Below are 13,985 nucleotides of genomic sequence, written 5' to 3'. Positions count from 1 at the left end.
TGGTACAATACGAAGCGTATTAAGATGTCTTTAGGGGGACTGAGTCCCATGGAATATCGGCAAAGCCTCAGTATGGCGGCCTAAAAAGTCCAGAAAAACGTCCGCACCCCCCGAATTGCGTTTACCTTGTCAATTTACACAGCACCAGACATCGCATCCCGAACTGCAGTTAGCGACCTTGCACCTTGCGGACATCGGAACTGACGATCCAATAGAACAACTCCGGCCACAAACCTTTCAGACGCGCATAGAGTTTCGAGGTCGCCCCGATAATAATCGTGTTCTTGTTTTTATCGATTCCCTTGACCATGCTCGCGGCGACCAACTCGGGCGATATCGCCTTGATGGTACCGGCGACCTTATCGGTCTCAGGTGGACGCATGCCGATCTCTTTGGCGAGCCCGGGCGTGTCGGTATCGGGAGGACACACGACATTGACACTGACGCCGAGCGGCTCGAGCTCGAAGCGGAGTGCTTCGCTGAAGCCCATGACGGCGAATTTTGCTGCAGAATATCCCGTATATCCGTAGATCCCGAGGAACCCGGCGACCGATGCCACGTTGACTATGTGCCCACTTTTGCGTGCGCACATCGCCGGCGCGAACGCACGGCACATGTTGACGGTGCCCGAAAAATCCGCCTCGACATTTTCATCGAAATCACTTTTCGGCATCGTGATGAACTCACCGGGAATCATGGCACCGGCGCAGTTGATCAAAATATCGGGCGGTCCGTCGTGCTCCGCACAATATTTCGATGTCGCCCGAGCAACCGATTCCTCATCGGTAACGTCAAGCACGACCGTTTCAAAGCGACCGGCGCTTGCTTTTTCAAGTCGATCGAGGCTGCGTGCGGCGATAGTCACCGTCGCACCCCGTTTCGCATAAAGCACAGCCGTGGCGAGTCCGATTCCACTACTGCCCCCGGTGATGAAAATTTTCATAAGGTGTTCCTTGGTGTGAGAAATAAGCTAGATAATGTTTCCGAAAACATGGAACCCGACAGGAAGCGTACGCGCGATGATCATCAAGACGATCACGAGGATACCGCCGACGACGGCAATCCATGAGGTGGTGCGACCGCTCATCTTGTTACGCATGGTGAGAACCGAGAACACGACGAACACGATGAGAACAGCGGCCGACATCATGACGCGCGGATCGGACCACCATCCGGCGGCATCGACGTTTATCGCACGAATCACACCGAGCAACTGTCCGGCGAGATACACGGGGAGCGCGATGGTCACCGAACGTGAAGCGAGCTTTTCCAGATTGGCGAGCGCCGGCAAGCGGCGTGAAAGCAAACTCGTCGAATGAGTCTTGAGTTGTTTGTCTTGGTAGAGATAGAGGGCACTCGCAATGGCGGCGACGAGGAATAGCATGTTCGCAAATACGATGAGCAGTACATGAAACCCGACACCGAGCCCTTGCATCTGCTCTCCGAGAAGGGCGGAAACCGGGGCAATATCGCCTTCCGCACGTCCGACCAGTTGCGCAACAGCCATGAGAATGACGGCAACCGGAACCAAAGCGATGCCATATTTTTTAAATTTCAGCACGTATTCGATGAGGAAGAAGAGGACGAGCAAAGCCCAAGCGGCCAAAATCAATTCGTTTCCGCCGGTCAGAGGAGTCCCTTTGTTGGCCATGGAGTTCAATCCGATGGAAACGGTCAGTATGAGAAGGGATATCGCCGCGACCATTTTCGCCGGAACGGTACCCGCCCGACGCTGTATGAGCTCATAGCTGAAAAGCACAGATGATCCCGCCAGACCGGCGAATGCCACCCAAAAGAGAGCTACCGAGACTTTATCCATGTTACTTCTTCACCTCCGTGATGCTTGCTTGCGAAAAATACTAGTTGCTTTCTTCTTTTACAATGCCCACGGTATCGCTGAGCACGTCGATTTCTTTCTCGATTTTAAGCATGCGGCGCAAGATGAAAGTTACATATCCACACAGGGCAATCCACAAAATGGCATACGCCCAAATGACATAAGGGGCATCTTGCAAGACAAGCTTATAGAGTTCTGAGTTCGTTGCAGTTTCAAACATGGTCTCTCCTAGTTCTCAATCGCTTCTTTGATGATTTCGAGGCGCTCGCGACTTTGTTCCTCACCAACGCGAAGCGTATATATCGCATAACCTATCATAATCATCCCCACTTGCGCGACGATGAACGGCACCAAATTCGAAGATGCCATTCCCGAATTGAACACGACGGGATGCTGTGAAGGAATGATTCTCGTGATGAAGAATGAAATCGGTGCATCGATCCAAGCGATGATGCAAAAGACCGAAGCATACATCGCTCGGCGCTCCTCGTCTTCGATTGAATTGCGCAACACGAAATATACGAGCATCAAAAGCATCATGATGAGATACGTGGTGAGCCGAGGATCCCAATCCCACCACATTCCCCACGACGCCCTCGTCCAAAGATCGCCGGTTATCATCGTGGCTATCACAAAAAGAAAAGCAACCTCCATCGCGATACGCGATTTGGTGTCGAAACTTTTGCGCCGTTTGGACAAGAACATAATTGCGAAAAATGCCGCCACGGTAAATATCAAGAACGATGCCTCGGCTAACGGTACATGGAAGTAGAAAATCTTTTGGCTGAGCCACGGTCTGAGGTAGTTTATCGTACCGTCGATCGGCTGCAAGTTCGCCGGCGCCACCTCGAAAACCGTATTCGAAGCCGCCGCTTGAGCCTTGGTGAGGTTCACGGTGCCGAAGGTCTGTACTTCGGCTGTGTAGAACGCCATGAGAAACGCAGCTGCGGTGAGCAAACCGCCGACGAGCATGAGAATGACGGCGGTTTTTATTTGCTTTTTCACGCGCTCTCCTTTCACAATCACAACAAGTTGTATCTATCTTAACGCAAAGGCAGACGAAACAACGCCGCCTTTAGGCTTCCAAAATGAATTCATAGAGCGCAAACGATGCGCCGATCATGAGGGCATCGTAAGCGATGGCAGCTGCAATCATTTGCCAGAACACCTTCACGTAGCCGGGATCGCCCATAATCGCCTGAGAAGCCGCCGCGACGACTGCGAGCAGCAAAGGAAACATAATCGGTATGAACATGACCGAAAGCATGAAGTCTTTGCCTTTGGTGTTCACCGACATGGTGGCAAGCAATGTTCCCACACCGGCAATGCCGATGGATCCGACGACCAGCGCGAGGGCCACCATCCACACCGGCCCGCTATTTTGCATTTTCGCGGAGCTGAGGAATATGAAATAAAACAGCGGTGTCACGAACACTTCGACAATCAGCAGAAATATCAGGTTACCGACCGCTTTGCCGAAAAAGATGATCGGCCGATCGATCGGCGAAAGTAAAAGCGCCTCAAGGCACCCCTGGTCGACTTCATGCACGAGCGAGCGGTTCAATCCGAGCATCGAAGTGAACACTATCGCTAAGAACAAAAGTCCGGCGGCAATCCGTTGTGTTTCGAAGCTCGAACCGGCGTTGGAAAGCGCTATGTAATAAATAACCAAGACGAGCAAAGCATACAGGCCCATCGAAGTTATCATTTCTTTGGTACGAAGTTCGATGACGATGTCTTTGCGCAAAATCGCCTTAAACTGACGCCAACCTGAGATATTGAGGGAACCGCTCCTCTTTTCAGGTTCGCTTTTCGGCTTTTTCATCATCACGTAATCGAGTTCACGCGCCATTAGGAGACCCCCAATCCGACGGTCTCACGATAAGTCTTGCTGAATTGTTCTTTGTCGATATCTTTACGCTCTTCGAAAAGCACGACTTGGCCTTTGGCTAAAATGAGCGCATGGCTGCAAAGCTCGAGTCCTTTTTCCAAATCATGGCTCACCATGACAAACGTATGCTTATCGCGAATTTGAGCGATGAGCTGATCGAGAATATCCATGGCGTGGGGGTCGAGCCCCGAATAGGGTTCATCGAGAAAAATGATCTCCGGATCGGCGAGCAAAGCGCGCGCAATCGAGAGGCGCTGCGTCATTCCACGCGAGAATGTGCGTACGAGATCGAGACTGCGATGCTTAAGTCCCACCGCCGAAAGAAGCTCGTCGATTCGCTCTTGCTCATGTTCGATGCAGTAGAGTTCGGCGAAAAACTCGAGATTTTCTTGCGCCGTCAAATCCGGATAGAGAAGCGGATTGTGGCTGATGATACCGATACGCTCCCGAAGTTCGACGGCATCTTTAACGACATCGAGACCGAGCACTTTCGCAGAACTTCCGCGCGAAGGCTGAGTCAGTGTCGAAAGCGTGCGAAGCAGCGTCGTTTTACCTGCGCCGTTGGGTCCGAAGATAGAGAGAAAAGCACCTTTCGGCAAATCGAAACTCACCTTATTCAGTGCTTTACGCGCCCCGAAGGTTCGGGACACATCCCGAACCTCCAGCGCGAATTCTATTTCATTGATGTCAGACACTCAACGTGCCTCCCCTGTATTCCTTAAGCAGTAATTGCTTTCCTTTTCGGCCACGCCGCAAGTCCCGCTCCGATGAGCAGGAGTATAAAGCCGATCCACACGAACCAAATCAACGGGTTGATTTTGACATCGAGTGAAAGCGTGCCGTTCACATCCCCTTGAAAGACGACGAAGATATCGCGAAGCGGTCCGGTGAGCACCACCGCGTTGAGGCGAGATTGGCCTTGTGCCGCAAACATGGTCAACGAAGGAGTGACTACGCCGATTTGTTTACCGTCTTTTTTAACGGTGAGATAGACCTTCTTGTCGACATCGCCGTTGCTCTTGGTGACCTCTTTGCTCCCGGTATAGGTGAACGCATAGTTGCTGACCTGAACCGTCTCACCGACCTTTGCTTGGATGGTCGAGTTAACATCTCTGACATACATCGACGAACCGATGAGACCGATGACGATGATACCGATGGCGATGTGCGCCAAATAACCACCTGATTGGCTGCGCGCTTTGAAGAATACCGCGCCAAGCGCCGTACCGACTCCCTCACCGCGCCCGCCCATGCGAGCTTTCACGCCGCGAACGAAAAGGGCAACGGTGTTGCAAATGACGAACGAGGCGAAAAAGAATCCGAGAAGCGTCAAAATATCGTAAACGATTTGTGGCCCGAACGACGTGAAGCCTTTCGCCGTATCTCCACCGAGTGCAACCATATCGGCATACACGGGGCGAAGGTTGACCAGCCATTCGGTGACCAACAATCCGAACATCACGAGAGTGGCGACCAACGGCCACTTGATGCGCTTCCAAAATGTCGCGCCGTCGGTAAGCGCCCATGAAAGAGCGGGACAGAGCGCCATAAGGACCAGATAGAGAATACCGACCGGTCGGGCGATGAGGTCATAGGCGACCGCTCCCAAGGATTGCCCCCCGAACGGCAGCCATTTCGGCAACGCCGAAGCAACCGTCATGTAGGCGATGACAACCGATGCGACGAGCATCAAAACGTTATTGAAATAATAAGCCGCCTCGCGCCCGGTCAACGAATCGAAATCGTCGGCTCCGGCGAATTCTTTCCAACGAACGGCGAGACCGATGACCCCGGCCGCGATGGAACCCACGATGATGAAGAGGAACAGCCACAACGACAAGTTATCCGGTGCAAAGGCGTGCACCGACTGAACGATTCCGGAGCGGGTGATGAACGTGCCCAGAACGACCATGGCGAATGTGATCGCCGTGCTCATAATCGCCCAACGTTTGAATCCGCCCTTGCGACGGTACATGGTGAAGCTGTGAATCATCGCGACACCGATGAACCACGGCAGAATCGAGGCGTTCTCGACAGGATCCCACCCCCAATAACCGCCCCATCCGAGCACGACGTAGGCCCAAATGGCGCCCAAACCGATTCCTATGCCGAGGAACAGCCATGAAAAAATCGTGATGCGGTCCGACCACCTTATCCAGCGATCGGATGAATCGTTGATGATAAGCGTCGACATGGCGAAAGCGAACGGAACCGTCAAACCGGCATAGCCGATGAAGAGCGCCGGCGGGTGCAAAATCATAGCCCAGTGCTGCAGCAGCGGGCTCATCCCCCATTGAGCAGCCGCTCCGACAAGCATTCCATTACTCAAATACTGGGCAGGCGTCGCCACGAACGGATTGTTCGGTGTGGAGAAAATCATCGCCACCGTGAAAAGAGCGATGATGGTGTTGATAATCATCAATGCCATGTTGCCGAGTTCATCCTCGGTTGCTACGCTCTTCCACGCTACGTAACCCGCAAAAAGCGACATGAGCCATGTCCAAAACAGCAGCGAGCCTTCCCGGCCGGCCCACAAGCCCGCAAGCTTGTAAAGCCACGCGAGGGATGACGCGTCCGTCGTATGTTGCGTGGCGACGTAAGAGATGCTGTAGTCTTTGGTGAAAAACGAGACGGTGATGATCACCACCGAAATCGTGAGGCCGGCGACGCCGGCGAACGTAAGGTAGTAGCCGATACGCGAAAGACTTTTATCGGCCCCTTTTTGCAGGTGTCCGAACAAGAAGAACACTGCCGCGAGCACGGTCGCAACGAGTGCAAGCCCCAATCCTATCTGACCCAATGTCAACATATCCAGTACCTCTCTTTGGTTACTTGGCACCCTCGAGGGCGACGTTTGTAGCCGCGAATGCTCCGGCATCGTTGAGTTCGCCGGTCAACACGACGGTCGAGCCGTCTTTCATACCGTTGGGAAGTGCCCCGTCGTACGCGACATTGATTTCGTCGGTTCCTCCGGTGGCATCAAGAACGGTGAAGCGCACGGCTCCGCCCGGAGCTACGATTGTTCCCGCTTTGACTTTACCCGAAATCTTCACGGGGATATTCTTCATCGTATCGGCGCGAGCTTTCAAGTCTTTAACCGTATAAGCGCCCGTAGCAGATTCGTATTTCGAAGGACACTTGGTAATCATTTCACCGGCTTTGATGGTATTGCTCGCATCCAACTCACCGGTGACGATCGCCGTGACACCGTCGCCGAACGTCGAAGGAGCCGTGCCCGAATAAATGACGGTGATTTGAGTCCCGGTTCCGGCTGTATCTTTTTCATCACGAATCTTAAACGTCATGGGATTGGTCTTTTTATCCCATGAGCCGGTGATGACGACGCCGCCGACCTTGATGCGTTTCCCGATGTTCTTCTTATCGGATGTCGCTTCTTTAACCGTCACGTTCGAGGCGGTGCCTCCACGCAGTCCCACCGTCGCGATAATCGCCACGATGGCGATGAGTATGATTGCGGTAATGCCGATAAGCCTGTTGCGCGCGCGTTTGTTCATTTGTGCCTCTCTTCGGCTCGGCGGTCGTCATACAAAGCAGCACACGACAGTGCAATGTGTGCCCCTTGTCATAAACGGAATGTTTTATCTGGGGTGTTGCCTGAACGGTATAGATAATATCATGTACGGTTGCGCAATGTGTGTTTGAAAGATGTGCTGATACTTTACCTTGTGCTGACGCTCGGTTTGAAGTTCGCCTGCTTGAGATATGCGAGATATTGTTCCGTCGTAAGCGCCTTATCCGACTCGGCCAAAGCGACGAGCATGGCCTCCATCACGTTCGTCCCGAACGATCGACCGTCCAGTCGAGGCGTGGTCGTCACAACCGTTTTCACGCCGCATGAGTGCAACAACTCCAGGTCGCTTTCCGTCGTCGTATTGGTCACCACGATTGTCTCTTTCATGTCGTCGGGCATGTATTGAACCACATACTTATAGTCGCCCACGATGATGTCGGCATCGTAATACAGTTTGTCGGTTTTCGCACCTCGTTTGATCTCGGTCGAGGAATCCGACTCGCTCGGATAAAGCCATTTGAAAGGAAGCTGGGCCGCCAAGGGTGCAAGAATGCGCGTCGCCGTGGTGAGCACTTTTTTACTGTGTATCATTACCGGAATGTCGAGCGCATACAAAAGGTCTCCATACGAAACGACACCTCGGGTATCGGCATCAGCGCATGCCATCGCGATTCCCCACCTATCGATTGCAGAAGTCACCAGTATGTTCTTTCCCTGAAACGAAATTCCAAGCTCCTCTTGCATGAAACGAACGGTATCGGCCTCGACGGCGCCTTTGAGCCCCGACCCGTCGACCACCGGAGTGTTCGCGATGCAAGAAACCATTTTCTTGATTTCACGGAAATAGTAGCGTCTCCCGGCGGCATTGAGAAAAATGTCGCATCCCCCGATGCCGATGGCGTCGATGTTGCGATTTTCGTCACATTCGATCAGTTTGTCTCGCATGGCGGTGAGATCGCCGTCCATACCGACGCGTTTCATCGATATCTCTTGTCCGAGAACGGATACGACGACCTCGTGGTCGCGACTGCTCGAACCGAGCGATACGCTGACTATTTCTTTGATGAGAGCCACCTCTTTGCAATCTGAAAGCCGGTCGGGCCTTCGCCGGTCGCCGCATATGCAGCTGTCGTCTTACGCGATGATTCATCGGTTTTCGTCGTGAGAGCGATGAAAAGCTCTTCGAGCTCACCGAGATCGAGTTCCTGATCTTTTAACAACGGCGACTTTCCGAGGGGAAGTCCGATCACCTCTAAATCGAGCACGTTTCTAAACGTTTCGATTCGGTAGTCACTCGCCGCTATGACCGCTGCATCGAAACTTTTGAGCGCGGCGATCGTATCGATCATTCGATTGAAAATATCCGAAGCCGGTTCTTCTTCGACGTGCTTTCGCTCGGTTTGAGAAAAAACCAGCGTCAAATCGATACCGTAGTGCTCTGCCAGAGCGGTCGCCTCGGCGGCGTTCGAAAGGGGAAATGCGATGAACGCGATTTTCTTGCCGGTACGAATGGTCCCCAGCGTCTCGACATTTGATACGAACGTGCGAGGAACGCGTACAGCTGCAGCGGCTTCCTTTTGTGTCGCCCCGTTTGCGCGACGCATAAGCAAATCTTTGAGAGCATCGTCGATTTTACGTTTGCTGATTACTTTGTCGCCTATACGAAAAAGATCCATCATTTCACGTTCCTTTGCGCAATCACGCGCAAGCCCTCGAGGGTGAGCATCTCGTTGGACTCGTCGATACATTCGCAGTAGCGAGCCACCAGACCCATCAGACCTCCCGTGGCGATTACTTTCGTTTTATAGCCGAGCTCGCTCCAGATACGGTTCACGAGTCCGTCGACTTTTGCCGCCTCGCCGAAAATGAGCCCCGACTGCACCGCGGTCGACGTACTGGTGCCGAGCGCGTGGGCGGGTGCCTCCAAATCCACGGCGCTCAAGCGGGCCGCATGGCGGAACAAAGCGTCGGCGCTCGTCGCAATGCCGGGAGATATGACACCGCCCTTATAGATTCCATCGGCGGTAACGACATCGAGATTGGTCGCCGTGCCGAAATCGACGACGATGACGGGTGCTCCGTAGAGTTCAGCCGCACCGACCGCATTGGCGATTCGATCGGCCCCGAGTTCGTGCGGATGCAGAATGCCGACGGTCAAACCGGTTTTAATGCCGGGACCGACGGTGAGAATGCGAGCGTTCGAAATCATGCGGGCCAAGTCGGCCCATGCTGACGTGAGCGGTGGAACGACGCTGGCGATGATCACCGTATCGATTATCGCGACATCGATCTTGTGAAAAGTGAAAAAATCGTTCATTTTCACTTCGAGCTCATCGGGAGTGCAAGCAGGATCGGTGGCGAGTCTCCATGACGAAATCCAACGGCCGTCCGTGTGTAAACCGACTACTGTTTGAGTGTTTCCGACATCGATGGCTAAGAGCACTGTTCTTCCTGTCATAAGGCTGCCTGTGGTATCATTCTTTAGTAATAGGCAGCGAAAAAGGAACGCATTTTCGATTGCTGCCGTCGTTCGTTTTTGCGCCGTTGTATACGGCTTCGTATACATATAGTACCACCGCTCAAAGGTTGCATTGATTTTTACCCGCATTCGCAGATGTCATATGGTGCATAAAAAATCTTCGAAGGGATAGCGTAATGTCTGATCAGCCACTCAAAATTCTCATCGTCGATGACGAACTTTCCATCACCGAGTTCGTGAGCTACAACCTCAAAAAAGAGGGTTACGAAGTCGGCGTTGCAAATGACGGGGATACGGCGCTCGAAATGGTCACCGCAACGCCTTTCGACTTAGTGGTACTCGATGTCATGCTTCCCGGAATGAATGGCTATGAAGTATGCAAGCGCATCCGCGCCACTTCTTCGGTCCCCGTTCTTTTCCTTTCCGCACGCGATACCGAACTCGATAAAGTCGTCGGTCTCGAAATCGGAGGAGACGATTACCTCGCAAAACCTTTCGGCATCCGCGAACTTTCCGCACGCGTCAAAGCACTCCTTCGTCGCGCCCACACTGAGACCAAAGGCGTCAACGGCTCCGCTCCGATAAGCATCGAGGTCGGAGGCATCATCTTGGATGAGGCCGCACATCACGCGACGAGCGAAGCCGGACCCATCGACTTGACTCCTCGTGAATTCGAGCTCCTCAGTTGCCTCATGCACAATGCCGGACGCGTGCTCTCGCGCGAGCAACTGCTTCGTGATGCGTGGGGCTGGGAATATCTGGTCGAGACGAAAACGGTCGACACGCATGTCAAGCGCCTCAGAGATAAACTCGAGGCCGCTAAAGTCGATTCTTCCCTCGTGGAAACCGTCAGGGGCTATGGCTATCGTTTTCGCACCGAGTAAACCGAACACAGAAAGTCGGAAGGTCTTTTGAGCCCGAGCAGAAACAGTATGCGTGAGCGTTTCAGAAATGCTCTGCGCACGTATGCGCTACTCTCAATCGGAGCCATGGTGTTTGTCGCCCTTTTGGCGGCTCGTTTCAAATGGGGCTGGATTCTCGTGCTCGTCGTAGCCATCGGAATGGGAGTGCTCAGCTGGATAAGTGCAGATGATACTGCCCGGAAGAACGTATCCAATCTCGACAACCTCGTCAGCGCAATCAACTCGTTTAACAGCGGTATCCATTCCGTTCGCGCACGTGGCGCAAGCACCAAAGAGGCTCGCGCACTCGTCGACGGTTTCAATAAAATGGCCGCCGAGGCGGAGCAGGCCATTTCGGCGCTGAATACCGAAGAGAAACGTCAGATGCAATTCGTATCCGATGTTTCCCATGAACTGCGCACACCCTTGACCGCAATCCGGGGCGCCGCCGAAACACTTCTCGATGGCAACGTGCCCCCCAACGATCAGGTTCGCTTTCTTTCCACCATCGCCGCCGAATCCGAACGGCTCTCGCGCCTCGCAAACGATTTGCTCACCCTACAACGTATCGAAGGGTCCTCGACGGAATTGCCCTTACGGAAATTCAATCCGCGTGAAGCCGTCATGCGCGCAGCGCGCATGCTCGATCCCCTTTTCGATGCACGCGGTGTGAACTTTTCCATCCAGGGAACGAGCCCCGACATCTTGGGCGACATCGATCGAATCCAACAAGTCGTGGCAAACCTGATCGACAATGCAACTCGCATGGTAAGCGACAACGGCCGTGTATGGGTGGAGTTTTCGAGCGCTTATCGCAATGAGCTCGGATCGCAGATACCTGCGAAGAGTTTTGTGGATGTCGACAGGTTCGCCATCATGGCGATTTGTGATAACGGTCCCGGAATTCCGGCGGAAAACATCCCCCACCTGTTCGACCGCTTTTTCAGAACCGACTTGAGCCGCGCCCGCAATCGCGGAGGTGCCGGGCTCGGGCTTTCAATCGTGAAAGCCATCATCGATGTCCACGGCGGTACGATCGAAGTCGAAAATCGCGTCGGCGGAGGGACTCAGTTCACCATCTACTTGCCGGTTCCCCCCGACATAGGCATATAGCGACAAAGCGCACTCGCCAAAACGACGGCGACGATACCTTTGAGCACATCGGGAACGATGAAGGGAACGACTCCCGCAACGACGGCGGCGTTAAAAGACATACCCGCAGAAGCCATCATCCAGGCGACGCCGAATGTATCGACGAGCGCAATCACGAGAAGTGCCACGATCCCACGAGTGATGAACGCATTCACCTGCGTCTTACGCAGGCGCCCCATCAGGTATGAGCCGACGCAAGCGGCGACGATGAATCCGAAGAGGTACCCGCCGGTGGGTCCTACAATCACACTGAGCCCACCGCGGCCGCCCGAAAATACCGGCAGTCCGATGGCCCCGATACCGACGTAGAGCGCCATCGCGCCCGTCGCCTGAGCCGGTGTCAACAGCAGCGCGGCAAGAATGACGAAGAGCGTTTGAAGCGTAAAAGGAATCGGATACACAAACGCCGCAAAAAGCGAAGACGCTGCAATCAGCGCGGCGAAAAGGGCGATAAGCGTCAACGACTGCAAACGCGCATTGATTCTGACGGTACTTTCTTTTGCAATTTCATTCATGTGCAGTCCCCTTTTTCAACGTGACATCACCGGAAGATATTTCTCGTTCATTGCTGTGTCCCGACGGCGAATCGCTCTCAATCCCATCGGCCAGAATCATATGCCCCGATGGAGTGAACCCGACGCAATATCCCGCGTCGAGAAGATTGCCGGCAGTATCGAACACCTCTACGTACCGTGATACATTCTTTTCGAAGTTCGTATACTCTTCGAGATACGGTATGAAACCGCTTTCCAACCAACCCGAATACATGTCCTCGAAGCTATCAAGAATATCATACGCAAGCTGTTTGTTGGTGATATCGATACCGAAATCACTCAAAAATGCAACAGAACCCGCCGATTCACGGATATTGTTGACTCCCACTCCGACGATGATGAATCCGGAACGAGCCTCGAGCAAAATGCCGCACGCTTTGAGTTTGCCGATATAGATGTCGTTCGGCCACTTTATTTTAAGCGAATCGACGAGTTCGGGCTTGCCCTTTTCAAAAAATATTTTCCGGAAAGCACGTCCGACGGCTATCGCCGTCAAGAGCGACAACGACCCTATCTCGCCTTCGTTCCCCTGCTGCGGTGGCGTTTTTTCGAGAAGCATGGACAAATACACATTGCCTCTCGGAGATTCCCATGTGCGGCCCAATCGGCCACGTCCGGCTGTCTGGCGGGCGGCGATGTAAGCTGCCGGAGGAGCCTGTCCCCTCATCGCGGATTCATACGCGTAGTCGTTGGTGGAGGATACCTCCTCGATGAATTGTATCTCTCTCCAAAAACGACGAGCCACCGATTGCGGTATCTCATGGGGAATATCATGTTTCTCCAAAAACCTCATCTTGCGCGCTTTTGCGTAACGCCTGATCATCGCGAACCCGAAAACGCCCAAAATGACGACCATCATCGCGGCAAACCACCCGATTGATTTCATAATCGTGGCAGCGAGCGGCGCGTTAACCCGAAGTGCCCATCCGACGGCGACCAGCCCCACATTATAAATCAGACCGCCCAGAAAAGAGCTTAAGATAAACGACGAGAAACCCATGTGCGTCGCACCGGCAATCGGAGGAATGAAGCTCTTCGCCCCATACGCGAACCTCGCCCCGAATGCCGTCATCTGACCGTGTTTCTCAAAATATTCGGCGATGTCATCGATCAATCCCGGATCGGTTTTAGTCCAGCGCCCGATGCGCGTGACGGCGAACTTCTCCATCAAAATTCGCATCCTCGTAAGCCCGAACTTATGACCGACGTAATATCCGAACGCGACACCCGAAATATTACCGAGCACCGCCACGGCAAGAACCGCCCAAAGGGGAGTTTTGCTCCCCGCCGCCACAAGAGCGGCGGCAACGACCGTCACTTCGCCCGGGGTGAATAATCCGATGATATAAAGACTCTCGAGAAAAGAAAGCGCAAAAAGAACCATGAGACCCCAAGGCACCATTATTCCGGCCAGCCAATTATAAAGAGGCAGAACGGATTGCATCAGCTGGCTTCCCATACCGTCACCTGCTTTCTTTTAGCTCAAATCGCTTCACGCGCAGATAAGCGCATCATCTGTCTTAAAACAAATTACCCTTTAGAATCTCCTCTTCTAAATATAAAGATAAATGCTGAATATAAAAAGGAATGTAAAGAAGATGACTATATCCGCACAAATAGTGCAGGAGAATATTCAGA

16 protein-coding genes are annotated in these 13,985 nt (G+C 53.3%); 3 read left to right on the top strand and 13 right to left on the bottom strand.

Annotation, left to right across the window (positions count from 1 at the left end; translation table 11 throughout):
• The coding region (locus JJE36_04175; GenBank protein MBK5211492.1) for an IS3 family transposase at positions 1 to 84 on the top strand (84 nt) is incomplete at its 5' end.
• A gap of 85 nt (positions 85 to 169) precedes the next feature.
• Here the strand turns inward: JJE36_04175 and JJE36_04170 are convergent.
• The 11 genes from JJE36_04170 to JJE36_04120 all read right to left on the bottom strand — a co-directional run bounded on the left by JJE36_04170 (position 170) and on the right by JJE36_04120 (position 9,703).
• A complete protein-coding gene (locus tag JJE36_04170; GenBank protein MBK5211491.1) occupies positions 170 to 943 on the bottom strand; it encodes an SDR family oxidoreductase in 774 nt (257 codons plus the stop codon).
• 27 nt (positions 944 to 970) lie between these two features.
• Entirely contained in the window at positions 971 to 1,819 is an 849-nt protein-coding gene (gene ccsA, locus JJE36_04165) for a cytochrome c biogenesis protein CcsA (protein ID MBK5211490.1), read from the bottom strand.
• A gap of 40 nt (positions 1,820 to 1,859) precedes the next feature.
• Positions 1,860 to 2,057 carry a CcmD family protein gene (locus JJE36_04160; GenBank protein MBK5211489.1) on the bottom strand — a complete coding sequence of 66 codons (198 nt, stop codon included), beginning with the start codon at positions 2,055 to 2,057 and terminating at the stop codon, positions 1,860 to 1,862.
• 8 nt (positions 2,058 to 2,065) lie between these two features.
• Positions 2,066 to 2,842, bottom strand: coding sequence for a cytochrome c biogenesis protein CcsA (ccsA, locus tag JJE36_04155; protein MBK5211488.1), 777 nt, complete (start codon positions 2,840 to 2,842; stop codon positions 2,066 to 2,068).
• A 70-nt stretch (positions 2,843 to 2,912) separates the two neighbouring features.
• Complete coding sequence (locus JJE36_04150) at positions 2,913 to 3,665, bottom strand: heme exporter protein CcmB (protein MBK5211487.1); 753 nt, start codon at positions 3,663 to 3,665, stop codon at positions 2,913 to 2,915.
• Positions 3,666 to 3,688: 23 nt separating this feature from the next.
• Positions 3,689 to 4,405 (bottom strand): ABC transporter ATP-binding protein, encoded by a 717-nt coding sequence (locus tag JJE36_04145; protein MBK5211486.1) that lies wholly within the window; start codon positions 4,403 to 4,405, stop codon positions 3,689 to 3,691.
• A gap of 41 nt (positions 4,406 to 4,446) precedes the next feature.
• Positions 4,447 to 6,537, bottom strand: a complete 2,091-nt coding sequence (ccsA, locus tag JJE36_04140) for a cytochrome c biogenesis protein CcsA (GenBank protein ID MBK5211485.1) — start codon at positions 6,535 to 6,537, stop codon at positions 4,447 to 4,449.
• Positions 6,538 to 6,556: 19 nt separating this feature from the next.
• Entirely contained in the window at positions 6,557 to 7,243 is a 687-nt protein-coding gene (locus JJE36_04135) for a cytochrome c maturation protein CcmE (GenBank protein MBK5211484.1), read from the bottom strand.
• A gap of 164 nt (positions 7,244 to 7,407) precedes the next feature.
• Positions 7,408 to 8,334 carry a quinate 5-dehydrogenase gene (locus JJE36_04130; protein MBK5211483.1) on the bottom strand — a complete coding sequence of 309 codons (927 nt, stop codon included), beginning with the start codon at positions 8,332 to 8,334 and terminating at the stop codon, positions 7,408 to 7,410.
• Positions 8,313 to 8,939, bottom strand: coding sequence for a transcriptional regulator (locus tag JJE36_04125; GenBank protein ID MBK5211482.1), 627 nt, complete (start codon positions 8,937 to 8,939; stop codon positions 8,313 to 8,315). Before JJE36_04125 ends, JJE36_04130 begins: the two co-directional genes overlap by 22 nt.
• Positions 8,936 to 9,703 carry a type III pantothenate kinase gene (locus JJE36_04120; protein MBK5211481.1) on the bottom strand — a complete coding sequence of 256 codons (768 nt, stop codon included), beginning with the start codon at positions 9,701 to 9,703 and terminating at the stop codon, positions 8,936 to 8,938. The genes JJE36_04125 and JJE36_04120 overlap by 4 nt, the downstream gene beginning before the upstream one ends.
• 212 nt (positions 9,704 to 9,915) lie before the next feature.
• On the opposite strand from JJE36_04120, the gene JJE36_04115 reads away from it, so the two are divergent.
• On the top strand, positions 9,916 to 10,623 hold the full coding sequence (locus JJE36_04115) for a response regulator transcription factor (protein MBK5211480.1): 708 nt from the start codon (positions 9,916 to 9,918) through the stop codon (positions 10,621 to 10,623).
• A 48-nt stretch (positions 10,624 to 10,671) separates the two neighbouring features.
• A complete protein-coding gene (locus JJE36_04110; GenBank protein ID MBK5211479.1) occupies positions 10,672 to 11,754 on the top strand; it encodes a HAMP domain-containing histidine kinase in 1,083 nt (360 codons plus the stop codon).
• Here JJE36_04110 and JJE36_04105 read toward each other — a convergent pair.
• Entirely contained in the window at positions 11,721 to 12,308 is a 588-nt protein-coding gene (locus tag JJE36_04105) for a biotin transporter BioY (GenBank protein MBK5211478.1), read from the bottom strand. The two genes, JJE36_04110 and JJE36_04105, sit on opposite strands and share 34 nt — an antisense overlap.
• Complete coding sequence (locus JJE36_04100; protein ID MBK5211477.1) at positions 12,301 to 13,806, bottom strand: biotin--[acetyl-CoA-carboxylase] ligase; 1,506 nt, start codon at positions 13,804 to 13,806, stop codon at positions 12,301 to 12,303. The genes JJE36_04105 and JJE36_04100 overlap by 8 nt, the downstream gene beginning before the upstream one ends.
• Positions 13,807 to 13,985: the final 179 nt, after the last annotated feature.

It is taken from the genome of Coriobacteriia bacterium (assembly GCA_016649875.1).
In the GTDB taxonomy this organism is placed as follows: domain Bacteria; phylum Actinomycetota; class Coriobacteriia; order WRKU01; family JAENWW01; genus JAENWW01.
The sequence above is the reverse complement of the archived record's forward strand: the minus strand, read 5'-3'. Positions and strand labels throughout refer to the sequence as shown.

What these genes read in the sequence shown, in the direction of transcription:
- JJE36_04115 (MBK5211480.1), top strand. Translation starts at nt 9,916, where the DNA reads ATGTCTGATCAGCCACTCAAAATTCTCATCGTCGATGACGAACTTTCC.
- JJE36_04135 (MBK5211484.1), bottom strand. Translation starts at nt 7,243, where the DNA reads ATGAACAAACGCGCGCGCAACAGGCTTATCGGCATTACCGCAATCATA.
- JJE36_04160 (MBK5211489.1), bottom strand. Translation starts at nt 2,057, where the DNA reads ATGTTTGAAACTGCAACGAACTCAGAACTCTATAAGCTTGTCTTGCAA.
- JJE36_04150 (MBK5211487.1), bottom strand. Translation starts at nt 3,665, where the DNA reads ATGATGAAAAAGCCGAAAAGCGAACCTGAAAAGAGGAGCGGTTCCCTC.
- JJE36_04100 (MBK5211477.1), bottom strand. Translation starts at nt 13,806, where the DNA reads ATGGGAAGCCAGCTGATGCAATCCGTTCTGCCTCTTTATAATTGGCTG.
- JJE36_04170 (MBK5211491.1), bottom strand. Translation starts at nt 943, where the DNA reads ATGAAAATTTTCATCACCGGGGGCAGTAGTGGAATCGGACTCGCCACG.
- JJE36_04110 (MBK5211479.1), top strand. Translation starts at nt 10,672, where the DNA reads ATGCGTGAGCGTTTCAGAAATGCTCTGCGCACGTATGCGCTACTCTCA.
- ccsA (MBK5211490.1), bottom strand. Translation starts at nt 1,819, where the DNA reads ATGGATAAAGTCTCGGTAGCTCTCTTTTGGGTGGCATTCGCCGGTCTG.
- JJE36_04105 (MBK5211478.1), bottom strand. Translation starts at nt 12,308, where the DNA reads ATGAATGAAATTGCAAAAGAAAGTACCGTCAGAATCAATGCGCGTTTG.
- ccsA (MBK5211485.1), bottom strand. Translation starts at nt 6,537, where the DNA reads ATGTTGACATTGGGTCAGATAGGATTGGGGCTTGCACTCGTTGCGACC.
- JJE36_04125 (MBK5211482.1), bottom strand. Translation starts at nt 8,939, where the DNA reads ATGATGGATCTTTTTCGTATAGGCGACAAAGTAATCAGCAAACGTAAA.